We start from the raw sequence: 20,747 nt of genomic DNA on the forward strand, positions 1-20,747 counted from the left end.
GGGGCGATGGGGGTCCCCCCTGCTCGAGCGAAGCCGAGAGCTTGGGGGAGGGTGGGCGCAGCGGCACCCCGCCACGCCGGGCTGCGCAACGCCCCGCCCTCAGCTACAACGCCGAGCAAGTCGCGCAGCCCTCCGGCCGGCTGCCGCGGGTCAGCCGCAGCGCGGGCGTATGTAGCCGTCGCTGCCGGTGTTCACGTACGCGTCCGACACGTACTGGCCGCTCGCGATGTTGTCCCAGATGTTCGTCGTGCCGTACGGGCCCGTGACCAGGGTGCCGGGTGACTGGCAGTGGATCTGGACGCGGGAGCCCTCGGGCAGGACCTTGACGATCGGATAGCCGGTACCGGGACCGCTGCGGACGTTGACGCGGACGCCCGGCGCGATCGAGAAGTACGTGGCCGCCGCGGCCAGTGTGGTGACCAGCGGCATGCCGGCCTCTTCGACAGGCTCGACAGACATGACAAAACCTCCCCCGTTGAATCCCATGGGTGCCATGGGACCCCGTTCATTCCCCTGGATCACACGATCAAACACCTGTGCGCGATTCGTTTGTGGAGGCTGGCAAGCCGCCTCTGTCCCGTAGGAGTCATCGACTAGGCTCCGTGCGTCGCGCGCGCGGACGAACAGCACGGGGGTGGTCCCAGTGGCGCCACAGCGGAATGCCGGGGCGGGCCCGGAAGCGGAGCTTCCCGAGTACGCCGGTCACTACCGGCTCGAGTCGTGCCTGGGCTCGGGCGGCATGGGTGTCGTGCATCTGGCCCGGAGCACCTCCGGGATGAAGCTCGCGGTGAAGGTCGTGCACGCGGAGTTCGCCAAGGACCCCGAGTTCAGGGGACGTTTCCGGCAGGAAGTGGGAGCGGCACGGCGGGTGAGCGGGGCCTTTACGGCGCCCGTGGTCGATGCCGATCCGGAGGCCGGGCGGCCTTGGATGGCCACTCTGTTCATTCCGGGACCCACACTCGCCCAGGAGGTGAAGCGGAACGGGCCTTTGGCCCCGGCGCAGTTGCGTCGGCTGATGGCCGGGCTCGCGGAGGCGCTGCGCGACATTCATCGGGTCGGGGTCGTGCACCGGGATCTGAAGCCGAGCAACGTGCTGCTCGCCGAGGACGGGCCGAAGGTCATCGACTTCGGCATCTCCCGGCCGGCGGACAGTGAGCTGCGGACCGAGACCGGGAAGCTGATCGGCACGCCGCCGTTCATGGCGCCCGAGCAGTTCCGGCGTCCGAGAGAGGTGGGGCCCGCAGCGGATGTGTTCGCCCTCGGGTCTGTCATGGTGCATGCGGCCACCGGGCGGGGGCCGTTCGACTCCGACAGTCCCTATGTCGTCGCCTACCAGGTGGTGCACGACGAGCCCGAGCTGACGGGCGTACCGGAGGAACTGGCGCCGCTCGTGCTGCGGTGTCTCGCCAAGGAGCCCGAGGACCGGCCCTCTCCCGACGAGTTGATGCGGGAGCTGCGGTCGGTGGCGGCCTCGTACGACACACAGGCGTTCATACCTGCGCCGCGGGTGGACGAGCCGTCAGCGGTGGTCGAGGCACCGGTGGCCGAGCGGCCCGATGGGGAGAGACGGTCCCGGCGGCGGCTCGGTAAGCGGGGCGCTCTCGGGGCCGGTGTCCTCGGACTGGTCGTCGTCGGTGCGCTCGTGTCGGTGTCGTTGTCGGGGGGCGATCCCGTTCCGGCGCCTGAGGTGACCGCCCCGCGGACCACGGCTGCCGCCTTCACGGCGTGGGCGGCGACACCGTTGTCGAGGACGGGCACCCCGCAGTGTTCGTACGCGGCTGGGAAGTTGCTGTGCGCGCAGACCGGGCTGGTGTTCGCTCTGGATCCGGCGGACGGGCGTCTGCTGTGGAAGCACCGGCTGGACGGGGTCGCCGCCGAGGGGCCGCCGAGTGGGGCTCCGGTCGTGTCGGGTGATCTGGTGCTGGCCGGGCTCGGCCACGGGCAGCGGCTGACCGCGCTCGATCCGGACTCGGGTGACGTGGCACGGCGGCAGGCCATGTCGATGTCGGGCGGAGTGCGGGCCGTGGGAGGGATGGTGCTGCTCACCGCGGCCGATGGCACCGTCACCGGCGTGGACGGTGCGTCGGGGAACGTGAAGTGGAGCCATCGGATCCCGGGGCAGGACGTGCCGTATTTCGTGTCGTTCGCGGGTGATCCGCTGGCCTACACGGCGACTGTGTCCGGCGACGGGGCGAGTACGAAGGTCACCGCGGTGGACCCGGGGACGGGCGACGTGCGGTGGGACGAGCGGTTGGAGGGGGACTTGCGGCCTATCGGGGCCGTGGACGGGTCGGTGGTGTTCGTGGCCGTCGATGCCGTGCGGGGGGAGGCGCGGGCCGTGGTCCGGTACAGCCCGGGGAGTCGTACGACCGTGCGTGTCCCGTTGCGCTTGCCCTTGCAGGACGTTCAGGGCGGTGTGCGCCGGGACGTCGTCCACCTGATGGCGACCGGTGGGGCGCTGGTCGCCGTCGATCTGGAGTCGCGGAAGCAGCTCTGGAGTCTGGAGACGGGCGTCGTCCGGGGATCCACTCCGGTGGCGGACGAACGCCATGTGTACGTGACCGCTCCTGACGGGCGGCTGCTCGCCGTCGACGCCCGGCGCGGGAAGCTCGTCGGGCAGACCTCTCCCCGGCTGGGCGAGCGGTCGGACCGGGTTCCGGCCTCGCTGCCCGAGCCCGTGGTCGTCGGTGGCCGTGTCTACGCCGGTGCGCCGGACGGGGTCGTCTTCGCCGAGGACGGGCGTGATCCGTCCGCCTGGTAGGGCGTCACGGGTGGGGGCCGCCTCCCCTTTGTGGATCTGGGGGAAGCGGCCCCTGCGAGAGGTTGTTCAGCCCAGTTTCGTCACGTCGCGCACGGCGCCCTTGTCGGCGCTGGTCGCCATCGCGGCGTAGGCGCGCAGGGCGGCGGAGACCTTGCGGTCGCGGTTCTTCGGGGCGTAGACGCCGTTCAGCGCCTGCTCGCGGCGGGCCAGTTCGGCGTCGTCGACGAGGAGCTCGATGGAGCGGTTGGGGATGTCGATGCGGATGCGGTCGCCGTCCTCGACGAGGGCGATGGTGCCGCCGCCGGCCGCCTCGGGCGAGGCGTGCCCGATGGAGAGGCCGGAGGTGCCGCCGGAGAAGCGGCCGTCGGTGATCAGGGCGCAGGTCTTGCCGAGGCCGCGGCCCTTCAGGTACGAGGTCGGGTAGAGCATCTCCTGCATGCCGGGGCCGCCCTTGGGGCCCTCGTAGCGGATGACGACGACGTCGCCCTCCTTGATCTGCTTCAGCAGGATCTTCTCGACGGCCTCCTCCTGGGACTCGCAGACGACCGCCGGGCCCTCGAAGGTCCAGATCGACTCGTCGACGCCGGCTGTCTTCACGACGCAGCCGTCGACCGCGAGGTTGCCCTTGAGGACGGCGAGGCCGCCGTCCTTGGAGTAGGCGTGCTCGACGGAGCGGATGCAGCCGCCCTCGGCGTCCTCGTCGAGGGCCTCCCAGCGCTCGGACTGGGAGAAGGCCTCGGCGGAGCGGACGCAGCCGGGGGCCGCGTGCCACAGTTCGACCGCCTTGGCGGACGGGGAGCCGCCGCGCACGTCCCAGGTCTTCAGCCAGTCGGCGAGGGACGGGCTGTGGACCGCGTGCACGTCCTCGTTGAGCAAGCCGGCGCGGTGCAGTTCGCCGAGGAGGGCGGGGATGCCGCCGGCGCGGTGCACGTCCTCCATGTAGTACGTGCGGTCCTTGGCGACGTTCGGGGCCACCTTGGCCAGGCAGGGGACGCGGCGGGAGACCGTGTCGATCTCGGCGAGGCCGAAGGGGACGCCCGCCTCCTGGGCCGCGGCCAGCAGGTGCAGGATCGTGTTGGTCGAGCCGCCCATCGCGATGTCCAGGGCCATCGCGTTCTCGAAGGCCGCGAAGGTGGCGACGGAGCGGGGCAGGACCGTCTCGTCGTCCTCCTCGTAGTAGCGGCGGGTGATGTCCATGACCGTGTTGGCCGCGTCGACGTAGAGCTGCTTGCGCGCGGTGTGGGTGGCCAGGACCGAGCCGTTGCCGGGGAGGGAGAGGCCGATGGCCTCGGTGAGGCAGTTCATCGAGTTGGCGGTGAACATGCCGGAACAGGAGCCGCAGGTCGGGCAGGCGTTCTCCTCGATGCGGAGGATGTCCTCGTCCGAGATCTTGTCGTTCACGGCGTCGGAGATCGCGTCGACCAGGTCGAGCGTGCGGACCGTGCCGTCGACCAGGGTGGCGCGGCCGGACTCCATCGGGCCGCCGGAGACGAACACCGTCGGGATGTTCAGGCGCAGGGCCGCGTTGAGCATGCCCGGGGTGATCTTGTCGCAGTTGGAGATGCAGATCAGGGCGTCGGCGCAGTGGGCCTCGACCATGTACTCGACCGAGTCCGCGATCAGGTCGCGGGAGGGCAGGGAGTACAGCATGCCGCCGTGGCCCATGGCGATGCCGTCGTCCACCGCGATGGTGTTGAACTCGCGCGGGATGCCGCCGGCCTCGACGATCGCCTCGCTGACGATCCGGCCGACCGGCTGCAGGTGGGTGTGGCCCGGCACGAACTCGGTGAAGCTGTTGGCGACCGCGATGATCGGCTTGCGGCCGATGTCCGCACCCGGTACACCGGAGGCGCGCATAAGGGCGCGGGCGCCCGCCATGTTGCGGCCGTGGGTGACTGTGCGGGACCTCAGCTCGGGCATCGTCGCTCGCTCCTTCAGAGACTGCGTCAGAGTTTTCGGAGATTTCTGACTGCTACCGAGCGTACGCCGGTCATCCAGTGGGCGGGACGGTGCGTCCGGAATGCGGGACGCGTGTCTCGGCCGACGGCCGTCTCCGGCGGTTCAGGGTCCGGTGAGGTGGCGCTGTACGACCGGTGCCAGCCGCGCGACGATCTGCTCCGGGTCGGCCGAGGCCAGTGGCTCCACCTTGATGACGTACCGCAGCAGCGCCGTGCCCACGAGCTGGGCGGCGGCCAGCTCGGCCCGCAGTTCGGCGTCCGGCAGGTCGAGGCGGTCGGCGATCCGGCGCAGCACCTGCGTGGCGACGATCCTCCGGAAGACGGCGGCGGCCGTCTCGTTGGTGACGGCGGAGCGGACGATGGCGAGCAGGGGCGCGCGGGTCGCCGGGTTGTCCCAGACGCCGAAGAAGAAGCGGACCAGGCGCTCCCCCACGCCGTCGAGGGGGCCCTCCTCGATGGCCTTCGGTGCCTCGATGGCGGGCGCGAAGGACTGGGTGATCGCCGCCTCGAAGACCTGCTCCTTGGTGCCGAAGTAGTGGTGCACGAGTGCCGAGTCGACCCCGGCCGTCTTGGCGATGCCGCGTACGGAGGTCTTCTCGTAGCCGCGCTCGGAGAACTCCTCGCGGGCGGCGGTCAGGATGCGGTCGCGGGTGTCGGCCGACTCGGCACGCGGGGGGCGGCCCCGGCGACGGGCGGCGGCGCTGGGGCCGGTACCGGGGGCGCTGCCGGAGCCGGAGCCGCTGCCGGTGCGGGGGCCGCTGCCGGGGCCAGGGGCGCTGCCGGGGCCGGGGGCGCTGCCGGCCGTGGGGCCGCCTGGGGGCAGGTCGCTCATCGCCTCGGTACCTTCTGCGCCGAGGCCAGGTGGAGGCGGGTGAAGGCCAGCGCCTCCGCCAGGTCGGCCTCTCGCTCGGCGCTCGACATGGCGCGGCGGGTGTTGACCTCGATGACGACGTGCCCGTCGAAGCCGGTCAGGGCGAGCCGGTCCAGCACCTCGGCGCAGGGCTGGGTGCCGCGGCCGGGGACCAGGTGCTCGTCCTTGGCCGATCCCCTGCCGTCGGCGAGGTGGACGTGGCCGAGGCGGTCTCCCATGCGGTCGACCATGTCGAGGGCGTCGGCGCGAGCCGTGGCGGTGTGACTGAGGTCGATCGTGAAGTGGCGGTAGTCGTCGTTCGTCACGTCCCAGTCGGGGGCGTAGGCGAGCATCTCGCGGTCGCGGTAGCGCCAGGGATACATGTTCTCGACGGCGAACCGTACGTCCGTCTCGTTGGCCATGCGCCAGATGCCGGTGACGAAGTCCCTGGCGTACTGGCGCTGCCAGCGGAACGGGGGGTGGACCACGACCGTGCTCGCGCCGAGCTTCTCGGCCGCCGCACGGGCCCGCTGGAGCTTGGTCCAGGGGTCGGTGGACCAGACGCGCTGCGTGATGAGCAGGCAGGGGGCGTGCACGGCCAGGACCGGGATCTGGTGGTAGTCGCTGAGTCTGCGCAGGGCCTCGATGTCCTGGCTGACGGGGTCCGTCCAGACCATGACCTCGACCCCGTCGTAGCCGAGGCGCGCGGCGATCTCGAAGGCCGTGGCCGTCGACTCCGGGTAGACCGAGGCCGTCGAGAGTGCGACCTTCGCGTCCGGGATCTTCACGGCTGGCTCTGCCATGCAGGACAGATTACGGGGTGTGGTGGGGAGGGAGTGGGGGGCCTGTTGGCCGATGTGGTGTTCGCCACGGGCGGGTACGGTCGTTCCGCGTCGCTGGAAGCGGAACGCTACGCGGACTCCATGTGATCCAGCCGACGCAGGATCACGCCCTCCCGCAGCGCCCACGGGCAGATCTCCAGGCGTTCCACGCCGAACAGGTCCATGGCGGCCTCCGCCACCAGGGCACCGGCCAGCAGCTGGCCCGCCCTGCCCTCCGAGACGCCGGGCAGCTCGGCTCGTTCCGCTTCCGTCATGCCGGCCAGCCTCGGGACCCAGCCTTCCAGGGACTCCCGTTTGAGCTCGCGCTGGACGTAGAGGCCCTCCGCGGAGCGGGCCGCGCCGGCGATGCGGGCCAGTTGCTTGAAGGTCTTGGACGTGGCGACGACGTGGTCGGGGGTGCCGAGGCGGCTGAACTCGCCGACCGTGCGGGCGATCTCGGTCCGCACGTGGCGGCGCAGGGCGCGAACGTCCTTCGGGTCGGGCGGGTCACCGGGGAGCCAGCCGGCGGTGAGGCGACCGGCGCCCAGCGGCAGGGAGGCGGCCGCGTCGGGTTCCTCGTCTATGCCGTAGGCGATCTCCAGGGAGCCGCCGCCGATGTCCACGACCAGCAGCTTTCCGGCCGACCAGCCGAACCAGCGGCGGGCGGCGAGGAAGGTGAGCCGGGCCTCCTCCTCGCCGGTGAGGACCTGGAGCTCGACGCCGGTCTCGGTGCGCACGCGTGCGAGGACGTCGTCGGCGTTGCGGGCCTCCCGTACGGCGGAGGTCGCGAACGGCAGCACTTCCTCGACGCCCTTGTCCTCGGCGGCCTGGAGCGCCTCGTGGACGACCGAGATCAGCCGGTCGACGCCGCCGTTGCCGATCGCTCCGCTGTCGTCGAGGAGCTGGGCGAGGCGCAGCTCCGCCTTGTGCGAGTGCGCGGGCAGCGGGCACGCTCCGGGGTGCGCGTCCACCACCAGAAGGTGCACCGTGTTCGATCCCACGTCGAGGACACCGAGTCTCATGTACGGAACGCTACTGCCAGCGGTGCCGTCCGCCGTCCTCGGTGGGGGTAAGAGACCCGTACCCTGGACTCGTGCCAAAGACGAAAAAGGCGAAGCGCGACAAATCCCCGGGCGTCGTTGAATCCGACGAGAAGGGTCTCGACTTCGCTCGGGCGTGGGTGGAGTTTCCCGATCCGGCGGACGACGAGCAGGTCTTCCGTTGCGATCTGACATGGCTGACCTCTCGCTGGAACTGCATCTTCGGCAGCGGCTGCCAGGGCATCCAGGCCGGCCGCGCTGACGACGGGTGCTGCACGTTGGGTGCCCACTTCTCCGACGAGGACGACGAGAAGCGGGTGGCCGAGCATGTGGCGAGGCTCACGCCGGACATCTGGCAGCACCACGCCGAGGGCACGCGGAACGGCTGGGTCTCCGAGGACGAGGACGGCGACCGGCAGACGCGTCCCTTCCAGGGCTCCTGCATCTTCCAGAACCGGCCCGGATTCCCGGGCGGCATGGGCTGCTCGCTGCACATCCTCGCCCTGAAAGAGGGCCGCGAGCCGCTGGAGACCAAGCCGGACGTGTGCTGGCAGCTGCCGGTGCGGCGGACGTACGAGTGGATCGACCGGCCCGATGACACCCGGGTGCTGCAGGTGTCGATCGGCGAGTACGACCGGCGCGGCTGGGGGCCGGGCGGCCACGACCTGCACTGGTGGTGCACCTCGGCGACCTCGGCACACGGCGCGGGTGAGCCGGTGTACGTCTCCTATCGGCCGGAGCTGATCGAGCTGATGGGCAAGGCCGGCTACGACCGGCTGGTCGAGCTGTGCGAGGAGCGGCTGGCCTCGCAGCTGCCGTTGCTGGCGCCGCATCCGGCGGATCCGGCCGGCTGACACGCCGACCGTCTACGACGTGGCCGGGCTCGGGTCGTCGCCGTCCGGGGGCGGTGGCGCCGAGTCCGCCGGGTCGGTCGGGTCGCTCGGGGCCGGGTCCGTGGGTGTGGGGTCCGGGTCGGGTGACGCGGGCGGGGTGGTCGGGTCCGGGGCGGAGGGCGTGGGCGTCGGCTCGGGCTGCGACGAGGGCGGGTCGCTCGGGACTGTGGGGCGCGGGTCCGGGCGAGGGCCGGGGCCGGAGGGGCTGGGCGCGGTTCCGTAGCCCTCGATGTGGACCACTGCTCCGACGGGAGAGACCGCCACTCGTGCGCGCCAGGGACCCGACGGCTCGCGCAGATGATCGACGTACACCTTGATCGTCAACGACTCGCCGGGCCGGAGTGTCCCCGAGGTCCGGCTGAGGTAGAGCCAGTCGGCTCCCGTGGCGGCGGACCAGCGGACCGGGGCCGAGCCCGTGGCGGTGAGGGTGACGAGGGTGGTGTCACCCCTGTTTCCGGCCGTGACCTCCAGGCGAGCGGCGCCCTTGCCGGCCCCTGCGACGCCGAGGACTTCCACGGAGACGTCGGCCTTTCCGTCCTTGCCGAAGCGGGGGCCGGGTCTGGTGCTCGCGTTGCCGGCGTTCTCGTAGCCGCCGCCCGCCACCTCGCCGTCCAGGCCGAGCGGGTCGTCGGCCTCGCGCGCGGAGGCGGTGCGGCCGTCCTGGCCCTCGCCCACGGGGGTGCCCCGGTAGGCGGCCCACAGGGCGAGCACGGGAGCGGCGACGACGGTGGCGACGACGGTCGTGGTGATGGCACGCGCGCGCAGGCGGTCCCGCCGGGCGGCGCGGTCCTTGGGGTCCATCGGGAAGCCGCGCCGGTCGAAGCGGGGTGCGGCGCCACGCGCGCGTGACGGGTGGGCCATGGCGACGTGAACGGCCGCGCGGGGGGCCGGCAGGACGGGCAGCGCGGCGGGAGTGACGCTGGTGCCGGGCCAGCGGCCCGGGATGGCGCGCTCGGCGGTGCGGCGGCAGCGCGGGCAGTCGTCGACGTGCCGGACCAGTTCGCGACGCAGGGCGGTGCCGAGGACGAGCCGGTCGTCCCCCACGAGGTGGGCGACGCTCGGGCACGCTCCGGTCTCGACCACGGCGAGGGCCGCACGGGTGCGTTCGACCTCGCAGGCGGCGGAGGCGAGCAGGTCGCGGGCGGCGGCCAGGTCCATGCCGAGGACGGCCGCGACCTCGTGGGCGGCTAGGTGGTGGCGCACGGCCAGTTCGAGCGCCTCGCGCTGCTCCGGCGTGGTGCCGGCCGCCTCCGGCCAGGCCAGCAGGGCCAGTTCGTCCCGCCGCCGCTCCTGGACCTCCTCGGAGACGGCGGGGGCGGCCGGCCGTTCGGCGCGCTGCGTGCGGCCCGCGGCGTGGCTGCTCGTACGTTTCTGCTTGGCCTCGGCCAGCTTGCGCAGGCACGCCCAGCGGGCCAGGGCGTACAGCCAGGCCCTGCGGTCGGCGGGGGCGTCGGGGACGTGCCGGCCGCGGCGTTCGGCCAGCGCGAGGGCGTCGCCCAGGGCGGCGGTCGCGGCGTCGTGGTCGCACAGCACGGACAGGCAGTAGGTGAACAGGCCGTCCAGGTAGGGCTCGTAGCGCGTGGGCGGCCGCTGGACCAGCGTGCGTGCCGCCCCGTGGTCACGCGCTTCCCGGTGCGCCCGGTGCGCGCCGGCCGTGCGGGTCGAGATCTCCGGAGTACTGCTCATCATTCGGCGACCGTAGGGGGCCGGGAGTGGCAGCTTCAGGCGGCTTGAGCGTATTTAATCCGTACGGGTGAAACGATCCCTCAATAGGGGACAGGAATCAGTGGTTCCGCCGCTGGCGCGGGGTGGCGGGGCCTGGCGCGCAGGTGGCCGCACCAGGCGGTCCCCGCGATGTCAGTGGCGGCGGCTACGGTTTCGTCCATGGCTGCCCGTACGAAATCCACCAAGGACCGTCCGTCCTACCGCTGCACGGAGTGCGGCTGGCAGACGGCGAAGTGGCTCGGCCGCTGCCCCGAGTGCCAGGCCTGGGGGACGGTCGAGGAGTACGGCGCGCCCGCGGTGCGTACGACGACGCCGGGCCGGGTCACCACCTCGGCGCTGCCGATCGGCCAGGTGGACGGCCGCCAGGCGACGGCCCGCTCCACCGGCGTGCCCGAGCTGGACCGCGTGCTGGGCGGCGGACTGGTCCCGGGCGCCGTGGTGCTGGTCGCGGGCGAACCGGGCGTCGGCAAGTCGACGCTGCTGCTCGACGTGGCGGCCAAGTCGGCGAGCGACGAGCACCGCACGCTGTACGTCACGGGCGAGGAGTCGGCGAGCCAGGTCCGGCTGCGCGCCGACCGCATCGGAGCCCTCGACGACCACCTGTACCTGGCGGCCGAGACGGACCTGGCGGCGGTGCTCGGCCACTTGGACGCGGTGAAGCCGTCCCTGCTGATCATGGACTCGGTGCAGACGGTCGCCTCCCCGGAGATCGACGGAGCACCCGGCGGCATGGCGCAGGTGCGTGAGGTCGCCGGGGCCCTGATCCGGGCCTCCAAGGAACGCGGCATGTCCACGCTGCTGGTGGGCCATGTCACCAAGGACGGCGCCATCGCGGGCCCCCGCCTGCTGGAACACCTGGTGGACGTCGTCCTGCACTTCGAGGGCGACCGGCACGCCCGCCTCCGGCTCGTCCGGGGCGTCAAGAACCGTTACGGCACCACGGACGAGGTCGGCTGCTTCGAACTGCACGACGAGGGCATCACGGGCCTCGCGGACCCGAGCGGACTTTTCCTGACACGTCGGGCGGAACCGGTCCCGGGCACCTGTCTGACCGTCACCCTGGAGGGCCGCCGCCCGCTGGTCGCCGAGGTCCAGGCGCTCACGGTCGACTCGCAGATCCCCTCCCCGCGCCGCACCACCTCGGGCCTGGAGACCTCCCGGGTCTCGATGATGCTCGCGGTGCTGGAACAGCGCGGCCGGATCAGCGCCTTGGGCAAAAGGGACATCTACTCCGCGACGGTCGGCGGTGTGAAGCTCTCGGAGCCCGCCGCGGACCTGGCCGTCGCCCTCGCGCTCGCGAGCGCGGCGAGTGACACACCTCTCCCCAAGAATCTCGTCGCGATCGGTGAGGTGGGCCTCGCGGGAGAGGTCAGGCGGGTCACGGGGGTGCAGCGCAGGCTGGCCGAAGCCCACCGTCTGGGCTTCACACACGCGCTCGTCCCGGGCGACCCCGGCAAGATCCCGCCGGGCATGAAGGTCCTGGAAGTCGCGGACATAGGAGACGCCCTGCGGGTCCTTCCGCGCTCCCGTCGCAGAGAGGCCCCACGGGACGAGGAGGGTCGCCGGTAGACTTTGCCCTGGTCTCGCCCGTCCGTGCGAACCCAGCGCGACACGGGGGCGTCCAAGAACCTGCGACCGGAGGAGTGCAGTGGCAGCCAACGACCGGGCAGCGGCTCCCGGAAAATCCGGTGGGAGTGCCGGCACCGATGGCCTGATGCGCGCCTCGCTGAGCGCCGTGGCACCCGGCACCGCGCTGCGTGACGGCCTGGAGCGCGTGCTCCGGGGCAACACCGGCGGACTCATCGTGCTCGGCTCCGACAAGACGGTCGAGGCGCTGTGCAGCGGTGGTTTCGTGCTGGACGTCGAGTTCACGGCGACCCGTCTGCGGGAGCTGTGCAAGCTGGACGGCGGCATCGTGCTGTCCTCGGACCTGTCGAAGATCCTCCGCGCGGGCGTGCAGCTGGTCCCGGACCCCACGATCCCCACGGAGGAGACGGGCACCCGGCACCGCACCGCGGACCGCGTCAGCAGGCAGGTCGGCTTCCCGGTGGTCTCGGTCTCCCAGTCGATGCGGTTGATCGCCCTGTACGTGGACGGCCAGCGCCGGGTCCTGGAGGACTCCGCGGCGATCCTGTCCCGCGCCAACCAGGCCCTGGCCACCCTGGAGCGCTACAAGCTCCGCCTCGACGAGGTCGCGGGCACGCTGTCGGCGCTGGAGATCGAGGATCTGGTGACCGTCCGGGACGTCTCGGCGGTCGCCCAGCGGCTGGAGATGGTGCGCCGCATCGCTACGGAGATCGCCGAGTACGTGGTGGAGCTGGGCACGGACGGCCGGCTGCTGGCCCTCCAGCTCGACGAGCTGATCGCCGGTGTGGAGCCCGAGCGCGAGCTGGTCGTCCGGGACTACGTCCCCGAGCCCACCGCCAAGCGTTCCCGCACGGTCGACGAGGCCCTGGCCGAACTCGACGCCCTCACCCACGCCGAGCTGCTCGAACTGCCCACGGTGGCCCGTGCGTTGGGCTACACCGGCTCGCCCGAGACGCTGGACTCGGCGGTGTCCCCGCGCGGCTTCCGTCTCCTCGCCAAGGTGCCCCGACTGCCCGGCGCGATCATCGACCGCCTGGTCGAGCACTTCGGCGGACTGCAGAAGCTGCTCGCCGCGAGCGTCGACGACCTCCAGACGGTGGACGGTGTGGGCGAGGCCCGGGCGCGAAGTGTGCGGGAAGGGCTGTCGCGGCTGGCGGAGTCGTCGATCCTGGAGCGGTACGTCTAACGAGCTCGTGCACGGTAAGCGGTGAGGCGTCGGGGTCCTGATCGTCGATCATGGTTGTGTGGTGGGGAACGCGTCTCGTGCAGCAATCATCAGCGACCGGAGGATCACGGGCTTGTCGGCAGACGTGATTGCTGAACTCGTGGCTGAGTTGGGCCCGTTGTGGCATGAACGCCACCAGGCCCGACTTGTGTCCCGGCCACGGAAGCGGGTCGTGGGCGCGGGCGCGAAACACCGGCTGGTCTTCGTCGACCGCCTCCTGGCCACCCTCGTGCACCTCCGACACGCGACCACCCACGGCGTGCTGGCCTGCTGGTTCGGCGTGGACCGCTCCACCATCACCCGCGCTATCGGCGAGGTGCGGCCCCTGCTCGCCGAGCGAGGCTGCACCGTCAGCCCCGACGTGCGGCTGCGGACCCTGGCCGAGGTCGTCGACCACCTCGGCTCAAGCGGGACGACCGGAATCATCGACGGCACCGAGATTCGCGTCCGTCGGCCCGCCGCCGGCCGCAAGGACCAGCGCCAGCGCAAAGCACACTCTTCGCGACGTATCCGTGTCGAGCACGGCATCGCACATCTGCAGAACTGGCGGGCCTTGGCCCGACACCTCGGTCGCCGAGAGCACATCAGCGACACCGTCCAGGCCGTCGCCAGCCTGCTGTCCCACCAGCAGATCGCGGACCTGCACCCGACACCGCAGACGTGAACACAGGCCATCACGAAGTTCTCGACGCCTCACCGCTTACCGTGCACGAGCTCGTTAGGGCCTGTTGCGAAAGCCGTCGGCTCCCGCTGAGACGTCATGGGGGGGGTGTTCCCGAGCGGGAACACCCCCCACGCGCTTGAGGACGGTCGGACTAGTCATCCTTCAGCACGAACGACGTCTGCACCTTCGCGAAGCCCGGAGCCTTGGCTTCCACCAGGTAGGTGCCCGCCCCGGCCGATCCCGCCGGAGGCGTGCCGCACTCGGGGGCGCTCGGCTCGCGGTCCCACTTCAGGGTGTAGGTGATGCCGCTGCCCGCGGGCACCCGGTACAGCTGGTGCGCGGCGGCCTTCGGGCAGTCCTTGGAAGACCAGTAGTCGTCGTCGGTGCTCGCCTGGGTGATGGTGAACACCGCGTTCTTCGGCCCGAGATCGATCTTGCAGTCGCTGCCGGAGATGTTCCGCGCGGTCAGCAGGAACGTGGGCGTCTTCTCGGGGTCGTACGTGTTGTGCTCGCTGCGCAGGCTGAACTTGACGACGCTCGCCGTGCAGTTGGGCAGCGTGGAACCGGCCGGCAGCGTGTCGCCCGAGCCGACGCCCCCCACTCCGCTCCCGGAGCCACCGGCGCCGCCCGCTCCGCCGGAGCCGGAACCGCCCCCGGAACCGCCCCCGGATCCGGCGCCCGAGCCATCCCCTGATCCGGTGCCCGAACCGTCACCGTCACCGGATCCATCGCCCGAGCCGCTCCCGGAGCCGGACGACGAACCGCCCGAGCCCTCGCCGCCCGACTCGTCGCGTCCTCCGGGCGCTTGGCTGATGGCCGGGCCCGAACTCGACGGGCCGGGAGTGATGGAAGGCGCGGGATTCTTGCCGTTGGCGCCGTTGTCGTCACCCTTGCCGCCCCCGCCGCCCATGGTGACGATCCAGGTGATCAACAGCGTCAACAGGGCGACCACGGACACCAGTACGACCCTCCGCCGCCAGTAGATGGAGGAGGGAAGCGGCCCGACCGGATTGCGCAGAGATCCCACGGCGCAAACCTTACGAGAGATCGGCGCGTTCACCGGTCCCACCCGCCGCTCAGGGCCACAACTTTTCCGGATCATCATGCCGGAGACCGTGGTCCCACCCCTGTCTGTCGTCAGGTTCCGCACGCGACGATCGCTGGGTGTGACGGGATCGGCCTCCCACCTACGGTCCGTGACCATGGACTTCGAGGACAGCGCGCTCTGCCGCGACATCACCGACTTCGCCCACGAGACCCCGAGATGGGTCCAGCACGGGGCCGCGATATGGACGGAGGCCGGACTGCTGTTGTTCGTAGCGCTGTTCGTCGCCGGCTGGTGGCGTGCCCGCCGCGGCGGCCCCGACGTGTTCGCGATCGCGGCCCTTGCACCCGTGGCCACGGCTGTGGCGTACGTGTGCAGCGAACTGCTCAAGTCGGCCGTGTCTCAGGAGCGTCCGTCACGGCGGCCCGCAGCCCCAGCAGGCCCGTGCCGCCTCGGGGCTGGCGGGAAGTCCCCTGGGCAGCAGGGCCGTTTGCGTCGGGCGGCCTGCATGGTGACGGCCGTCCCCTCGCCCTGGTGCGTCGCCGTCACGACCACGGACGCGCCCGGTGCGTGCCTGCCGCGTTGGTCAGTGCCTCCCAGACCACTCGGTACAGCAGCCGTTCGGCGACCCGCCGAGCTGTGCGGCCGGGCCGGGTCCGCGCCCGGCGCACCCGCAGGCCCGACTCGCTGGCGCGGTCGACGAGTTGCTCCAGCGTCTCACCCGCCGTGGCCAGGGCGGCGGCTCGTCGTCGCGCAGGACGCCGATGATGCGGCGCCAGCGCGTTCAACGACCACCACGAGGAAAGGTCGCCCATTCGACAGAGGAACTTTCGTTCCCCTCGCGGGGACGCACCTTCGGCCCACGGCCACGCACTCATGCGCGCCTGAACCCGCCTGTGCGCAGTCAACCGCCAGCAGTTCACAGCCCCGACGAGCACGATCCGGGCGGCGCCGGCGCAGCCCACGGCCACGAAGCCCAGCACGGCGGGGCGTGCCCGGGCGGCACGCAGACCGAGCAGCAGTGCGAACACGCCGAGGGCAGGGCCGTAGGAGACGGTGAACAGGGCCGGGGCGGCGGCGAGGCTCAGGGTGGCGGCCAGCGGGAAGGCCGCGAGCGGCAGCCGCCGGGACAGGGCGGTCGCGACGGCCGGCACCGCCACACCCACCGCCTGCTGCCAGGCCGGGCGCGGCTCGTTCAGCCCGATGCGGTCCGCTGTGAGCGCGGGGAGGGCGAGGGACGCCCAGAGCAGGGTGCCCCGGGCAGGAGAGGCCGTGCTCGGACGCTCCATGCGCGCGACGCTACAGGCGTCCGACAGGGCGGCGCTGCTGTCGATCGTCAGGTATCCGTATCCCTCTTGAGTGGCGGTGTGCCCGTTTCGAGGCCCTCGCGTGGCAGGATCGAATGGCCATGACTGCTCCCACGAAACCCCCGCACCCGACCCCCGCCGACACCGACACGACCTCCGGCCCCGCCCTCGGAGAGCACCTCCACGCCCCCGTCATCGACTGGTTCAGTGAGAACGCCCGTGACCTGCCGTGGCGGCGCCCCGAGGCCGGGGCGTGGGGCGTGATGGTCAGTGAGTTCATGCTCCAGCAGACGCCGGTGAACCGCGTCCTGCCCGTCTACGAGCAGTGGCTGGCCCGCTGGCCGCGCCCCGCCGACCTGGCCGCGGAAGCGCCCGGCGAGGCGGTCCGGGCCTGGGGCCGGCTCGGTTACCCGCGCCGCGCCCTGCGGCTGCACGGCGCCGCCGTCGCGATAACGGAACGGCACGGCGGTGACGTACCGGCCGACCACGCGCAGCTGCTGGCGCTGCCGGGCATCGGCGAGTACACGGCCGCCGCCGTGGCCTCCTTCGCCTACGGTCAGCGGCACCCGGTGCTGGACACCAATGTGCGGCGGGTCATCGCCCGCGCGGTCACCGGCGTTCAGTACCCGCCGAACGCCACCACCGCCGCCGAGCGCAAGCTGGCCAGGGCGCTGCTGCCTCAGGACGAGTCGACCGCCGCGCGGTGGGCCGCCGCCTCCATGGAGCTGGGCGCGCTGGTGTGCACGGCGAAGAGCGAGGCGTGCCACCGCTGCCCGATCGCCGCGCAGTGCGCGTGGCGGCTGGCGGGCAAGCCGGAGCACGAGGGGCCGCCGCGCCGCGGCCAGACGTACGCGGGCACCGACCGGCAGGTGCGCGGGCGGCTGCTCGCCGTACTGCGGGAGGCTCACGGTCCGGTTCCGCAGTCGGCTCTGGACCGGGTGTGGCACGAGCCGGTGCAGCGCGCCCGTGCCCTGGACGGCCTGGTCGCCGACGGACTGGTGGAGCCGCTCGCGGGCGGTCTGTACCGGCTGCCGCTGACCTGACGTACAGGCGGATCACAGACGCGGGCCGCCCGTCACACTCATCCGCCGTGCCCAAATCACCCTGAACCACCCCCAACACGCCCACCGCTGTACCCCGTTCCGGCTTCCGTTACACAACCGACGGACAGCCGAGTGCTGGCCGCAGGCTGCTTCGGACAGCGCCGTGACAACGCCTCCGTACCTTCGATCGTGTTCCCGACAAGGCACGGGACGACTGAGGACCACAGGCAGTACGACCGGCGGCACAGAGCCTGCCGGAACGGGGAAACGGGAGGCTTCACCATGGCGCAGGGCGAGGTGCTCGAGTTCGAGGAGTACGTCCGCACCCGGCAGGACGCGCTGCTGCGCAGCGCCCGCCGCCTGGTCCCGGACCCGACCGACGCGCAGGACCTGCTGCAGACCGCGCTGGTCCGGACGTACGGCCGCTGGGAGACGATCGAGGACAAGCGGCTGGCGGACGCCTATCTGCGCCGGGTGATGATCAATACGCGGACGGAGTGGTGGCGGGCCCGCAAGCTGGAGGAGGTGCCGACCGAGCAGCTCCCGGACGCCTCGGTCGACGACGCCACCGAGCAGCACGCGGACCGCGCCCTGCTGATGGACATCCTGAAGGTGCTCGCCCCGAAGCAGCGCAGTGTCGTGGTGCTGCGACACTGGGAGCAGATGTCCACGGAGGAGACGGCCGCCGCCCTCGGCATGTCGGCCGGAACGGTCAAGAGCACGCTGCACCGGGCGCTCGCCCGGCTCCGCGAGGAGCTGGAGTCCCGCGATCTCGACGCACGCGCGCTGGAGCGTGAGGAGCGGGAGCGGTGCGCGGCCTGACCGGCGGTGGTTCTGCGGGACCCCGGGGCAGTATCCAGGCGGTGAGTGCGGCAGGGGCCGTGCTCGCCGCCCTCGCCCTTTTGGCGTCCGGGTGCGGTGCGGGCGGCACCGGCGCCCGTGACGAGGGCCCGGCGCACGCCGACTCGGTGGCGGGCGCCGCCGCCACCCCCTCCACCGCGCCGTCGAAGACGCCCGACACCGTGAACGCGGTCAGGCTCGTCAAGGACGACCCGAAGGTGTCGCCGGAGGTGAAGCGCGAGCTGAAGCCGTGCGTGGCCGACGAGTACCCCGTCGACGTGTCGTACGGCAACCTGACCGGAGGTTCGGCCGAAGACGTCGTCGTCAATGTGCTGACCTGCGGTGACGCGGTCGGCGTCGGCAGTTACGTCTACCACGAGCAGGACGGCTCGTACACGAACGTGTTCAAGGCCGAGGAGCCCCCGGTCTACGCGGAGATCGACCGCGGCGACCTGGTGGTGACCAAGCAGGTGTACGACAAGGGCGACCCGGTGTCGAGCCCGTCCGGCGAGAACGTGATCACGTACCGATGGGTCTCCGGCCGCTTCGCGGAGAAGTACCGCACGCACAACGACTACGGGAAGGTCACCGGCGACAGCGCGACGCCGGTGCCCGCGGGCTGACGCGGGGCGGACGGCCGCGTGAACCGATCGGGCCATTCGGACCGATGCACCGGTGAACGCGGCGCACGAACCGTGCGTCCCAGCAGAGAGAACACACCCCACGGACCACGAAGGACTGAGAGCACCGGGATGGCAGATCAGACCCACGTCCTGTTCGTCGAGGACGACGACGTCATCCGCGAGGCCACGCAGCTCGCCCTGGAACGGGACGGCTTCGCGGTGACCGCCATGCCCGACGGACTGTCGGGCCTGGAGGCGTTCCGGGCGGACCGCCCCGACATCGCGCTGCTGGACGTCATGGTGCCGGGCCTGGACGGCGTCAGCCTCTGCCGCCGGATCCGGGACGAGTCGACCGTGCCGGTCATCATGCTGTCGGCACGGGCCGACTCCATCGACGTCGTCCTGGGCCTGGAGGCGGGCGCCGACGACTATGTGACGAAGCCGTTCGACGGTGCCGTGCTGGTCGCCCGGATCCGCGCGGTGCTGCGCCGGTTCGGGCACGCCGGGGGCGGCCGGGCCGGGGAGCAGGAATCCCCGGCGGACGGCGGAGTGCTGACCTTCGGGGACCTGGAGGTCGACACCGAGGGGATGGAGGTGCACAGGGCCGGGCGGCCGGTGGCGCTGACGCCGACCGAGATGCGGCTGCTGCTGGAGTTCTCCTCGGCGCCGGGCACGGTGCTCTCCCGCGACAAGCTGCTGGAGCGGGTGTGGGACTACGGCTGGGGTGGGGACACCCGGGTCGTCGACGTGCACGTGCAGCGGCTGCGGCAGAAGATCGGCCAGGACCGGATCGAGACGGTCCGCGGTTTCGGCTACAAGTTGAAGGCCTGAGCGGGGTATGAGGGGGCATTTCCGGCGCCTGGTCGCCACGGGCCTGGAGCGGGCGGGGATCCGTACGGGCCTCAGATGGAAGCTGAGCGCGGCCATCGCCCTGGTCGGCGCGCTGGTGGCGGTCGCCCTGAGCCTCGTGGTGCACAACGCGGCGCGGGTGTCGATGCTGGACAACGCGCGCGACCTCGCCGACGAGCGCATCATGATCGCCCAGCGCAACTTCGAGCTGTCCGGGCGGGTGAACTTCCCCAACACCAAGATCGACGACCCGGACCTGCCGGAGGCGCTGCGGGAGCGGGTCGAGGCGGGCCGGCGGGCGACCTATGTGGCGGACCGGCCAGGTGACGTACCGGACATATGGGCCGCCGTGCCGTTGAAGAACGGGCACGTGATGTCCCAGCACTCCGGTTTCACCGACCGCAGCTCGGACATCCTGCAGGACCTCGACCAGGCCCTGTTCATCGGGTCGATCGCGGTCGTCCTCGGGGGCAGCGCGCTCGGGGTGCTCATCGGCGGACATCTCTCGCGGCGGCTGCGCAAGGCGGCCGTCGCGGCCGGCCAGCTCGCGGGCGGCGAGACGGACGTCCGGGTGCGGGACGCCATGGGCGGGGTCGTGCGGGACGAGACCGACGACCTGGCGAGCGCGGTGGACGCCATGGCGGACGCGCTGCGGCAGCGCATCGAGGCCGAGCGGCGGGTCACCGCCGACATCGCGCACGAGCTGCGCACGCCGGTGACCGGGCTGCTGACCGCCGCCGAACTGCTGCCGCCCGGTCGGCCGACCGAGCTGGTGCTGGACCGGGCGAAGGCCATGCGCACGCTGGTGGAGGACGTGCTGGAGGTGGCCCGGCTGGACGGAGCCTCGGAGCGGGCGGAGCTGCAGGACATCATGCTGGGCGAGTTCGTCGCCCGGCGGGTGGCGGCCAAGGGGCCGGACATCAAGGTACGGATCGTGCACGAGTCGGAGGTGACCACCGACCCGCGCCGGCTGGAGCGGGTGCTGTTCAACCTGCTCGCCAACGCGGCACGGCACGGCAAGCCGCCCATCGAGGTCACCGTGGAGGGCAGGGTCATCCGCGTCCGCGACCACGGCCCCGGCTTCCCCGAGGACCTGCTCGCCGAGGGGCCGAGCCGCTTCCGCACCGGCAGCAAGGACCGGGCCGGCCACGGCCACGGCCTCGGCCTGACCATTGCCGCCGGTCAGGCCCGGGTGCTGGGCGCCCGGCTGACCTTCCGCAACGTCCGCACGCCGGGTGCGCCGGAGGGCGTTCCGGCCGAGGGCGCGGTGGCGGTGCTGTGGCTGCCGGAACACGCGCCGACGAACACGGGGAGCTACCCGGTGCTGCCGGGGCCGAGGCCGGGGGCGTAGGGCGAGGCTTTCCGGAGCGGCGGGACCGGTCCTGGTCGATGCCGCTTCAGCCGCTTCGACCGCTTCTTCCGCGGGACCGCGCCCCGGGTGCCGGCCGAGCACATACGGGAGGTCGAGCTGCGCGACGTGGGTCGGCCTCCCGGGCGGGGGCTCGGCGGGGACGTG

At 72.1% G+C, this 20,747-nt stretch carries 18 protein-coding genes; 10 read left to right on the forward strand and 8 right to left on the reverse strand.

Translation table 11 applies throughout. The features are described from left to right. Positions 1 to 150: 150 nt before the first annotated feature. Positions 151 to 459 (reverse strand): SH3 domain-containing protein, encoded by a 309-nt coding sequence (locus IE97_RS0136695; RefSeq protein ID WP_030251398.1) that lies wholly within the window; start codon positions 457 to 459, stop codon positions 151 to 153. A 184-nt stretch (positions 460 to 643) separates the two neighbouring features. Here IE97_RS0136695 and IE97_RS0136700 point away from each other — a divergent pair, with 184 nt between their 5' ends. After that, positions 644 to 2,761: a serine/threonine-protein kinase gene (locus IE97_RS0136700; protein ID WP_030251400.1), complete on the forward strand. Its 2,118-nt coding sequence runs from the start codon at positions 644 to 646 to the stop codon at positions 2,759 to 2,761. Between the two features lie 66 nt (positions 2,762 to 2,827). On the opposite strand, the gene ilvD is transcribed toward IE97_RS0136700, so the two are convergent. The 4 genes from ilvD to IE97_RS0136720 all read right to left on the reverse strand — a co-directional run bounded on the left by ilvD (position 2,828) and on the right by IE97_RS0136720 (position 7,412). After that, positions 2,828 to 4,681, reverse strand: coding sequence for a dihydroxy-acid dehydratase (gene ilvD / locus IE97_RS0136705; RefSeq protein ID WP_030251403.1), 1,854 nt, complete (start codon positions 4,679 to 4,681; stop codon positions 2,828 to 2,830). 141 nt (positions 4,682 to 4,822) lie between these two features. Continuing rightward, positions 4,823 to 5,551, reverse strand: coding sequence for a TetR/AcrR family transcriptional regulator (locus IE97_RS0136710; protein ID WP_078603531.1), 729 nt, complete (start codon positions 5,549 to 5,551; stop codon positions 4,823 to 4,825). Then, the gene (locus IE97_RS0136715) at positions 5,548 to 6,372 is read right to left on the reverse strand and encodes a sugar phosphate isomerase/epimerase family protein (protein ID WP_030251409.1); all 825 of its coding nucleotides are present in this window, start codon (positions 6,370 to 6,372) and stop codon (positions 5,548 to 5,550) included. The genes IE97_RS0136710 and IE97_RS0136715 overlap by 4 nt, the downstream gene beginning before the upstream one ends. 107 nt (positions 6,373 to 6,479) lie before the next feature. Continuing rightward, positions 6,480 to 7,412: a Ppx/GppA phosphatase family protein gene (locus IE97_RS0136720; RefSeq protein ID WP_030251412.1), complete on the reverse strand. Its 933-nt coding sequence runs from the start codon at positions 7,410 to 7,412 to the stop codon at positions 6,480 to 6,482. Positions 7,413 to 7,483: 71 nt separating this feature from the next. On the opposite strand from IE97_RS0136720, the gene IE97_RS0136725 reads away from it, so the two are divergent. Next, entirely contained in the window at positions 7,484 to 8,284 is an 801-nt protein-coding gene (locus IE97_RS0136725) for a hypothetical protein (RefSeq protein ID WP_030251415.1), read from the forward strand. 12 nt (positions 8,285 to 8,296) lie between these two features. Here IE97_RS0136725 and IE97_RS0136730 read toward each other — a convergent pair whose 3' ends face one another. Next, complete coding sequence (locus IE97_RS0136730; protein WP_030251420.1) at positions 8,297 to 10,012, reverse strand: BACON domain-containing protein; 1,716 nt, start codon at positions 10,010 to 10,012, stop codon at positions 8,297 to 8,299. Positions 10,013 to 10,207: 195 nt separating this feature from the next. Here IE97_RS0136730 and radA point away from each other — a divergent pair, with 195 nt between their 5' ends. The 3 genes from radA to IE97_RS38980 all read left to right on the forward strand — a co-directional run bounded on the left by radA (position 10,208) and on the right by IE97_RS38980 (position 13,524). Continuing rightward, positions 10,208 to 11,617 (forward strand): DNA repair protein RadA, encoded by a 1,410-nt coding sequence (radA, locus tag IE97_RS0136735; RefSeq protein ID WP_030251423.1) that lies wholly within the window; start codon positions 10,208 to 10,210, stop codon positions 11,615 to 11,617. 79 nt (positions 11,618 to 11,696) lie between these two features. After that, the gene (disA, locus tag IE97_RS0136740) at positions 11,697 to 12,821 is read left to right on the forward strand and encodes a DNA integrity scanning diadenylate cyclase DisA (protein ID WP_030251426.1); all 1,125 of its coding nucleotides are present in this window, start codon (positions 11,697 to 11,699) and stop codon (positions 12,819 to 12,821) included. A gap of 211 nt (positions 12,822 to 13,032) precedes the next feature. Next, the gene (locus tag IE97_RS38980; protein ID WP_037845358.1) at positions 13,033 to 13,524 is read left to right on the forward strand and encodes a helix-turn-helix domain-containing protein; all 492 of its coding nucleotides are present in this window, start codon (positions 13,033 to 13,035) and stop codon (positions 13,522 to 13,524) included. A gap of 151 nt (positions 13,525 to 13,675) precedes the next feature. Here the strand turns inward: IE97_RS38980 and IE97_RS0136750 are convergent, their stop codons facing one another. Both IE97_RS0136750 and IE97_RS42655 read right to left on the reverse strand, forming a co-directional pair. Further along, positions 13,676 to 14,551, reverse strand: coding sequence for a hypothetical protein (locus IE97_RS0136750; protein ID WP_030251432.1), 876 nt, complete (start codon positions 14,549 to 14,551; stop codon positions 13,676 to 13,678). A 563-nt stretch (positions 14,552 to 15,114) separates the two neighbouring features. Next, positions 15,115 to 15,858 carry a hypothetical protein gene (locus IE97_RS42655; RefSeq protein ID WP_051705264.1) on the reverse strand — a complete coding sequence of 248 codons (744 nt, stop codon included), beginning with the start codon at positions 15,856 to 15,858 and terminating at the stop codon, positions 15,115 to 15,117. Between the two features lie 119 nt (positions 15,859 to 15,977). On the opposite strand from IE97_RS42655, the gene IE97_RS0136760 reads away from it, so the two are divergent. The 5 genes from IE97_RS0136760 (at position 15,978) to cseC (ending at position 20,582) form a co-directional block, all read left to right on the forward strand. Next, the gene (locus IE97_RS0136760; protein WP_030251435.1) at positions 15,978 to 16,919 is read left to right on the forward strand and encodes an A/G-specific adenine glycosylase; all 942 of its coding nucleotides are present in this window, start codon (positions 15,978 to 15,980) and stop codon (positions 16,917 to 16,919) included. 282 nt (positions 16,920 to 17,201) lie between these two features. Next, positions 17,202 to 17,741 carry a SigE family RNA polymerase sigma factor gene (locus tag IE97_RS0136765; protein ID WP_030251439.1) on the forward strand — a complete coding sequence of 180 codons (540 nt, stop codon included), beginning with the start codon at positions 17,202 to 17,204 and terminating at the stop codon, positions 17,739 to 17,741. Continuing rightward, a complete protein-coding gene (locus tag IE97_RS0136770; protein ID WP_030251442.1) occupies positions 17,729 to 18,382 on the forward strand; it encodes a hypothetical protein in 654 nt (217 codons plus the stop codon). The genes IE97_RS0136765 and IE97_RS0136770 overlap by 13 nt, the downstream gene beginning before the upstream one ends. 129 nt (positions 18,383 to 18,511) lie before the next feature. Then, positions 18,512 to 19,213, forward strand: a complete 702-nt coding sequence (gene cseB / locus IE97_RS0136775) for a two-component system response regulator CseB (protein ID WP_030251445.1) — start codon at positions 18,512 to 18,514, stop codon at positions 19,211 to 19,213. A gap of 7 nt (positions 19,214 to 19,220) precedes the next feature. Further along, positions 19,221 to 20,582 (forward strand): two-component system sensor histidine kinase CseC, encoded by a 1,362-nt coding sequence (gene cseC, locus IE97_RS0136780; RefSeq protein WP_030251447.1) that lies wholly within the window; start codon positions 19,221 to 19,223, stop codon positions 20,580 to 20,582. The last annotated feature ends 165 nt before the right edge of the window (positions 20,583 to 20,747 follow it).

Origin of the sequence: Streptomyces sp. NRRL S-455 (assembly GCF_000717875.1) — a bacterium.
Taxonomy (GTDB): domain Bacteria; phylum Actinomycetota; class Actinomycetes; order Streptomycetales; family Streptomycetaceae; genus Streptomyces.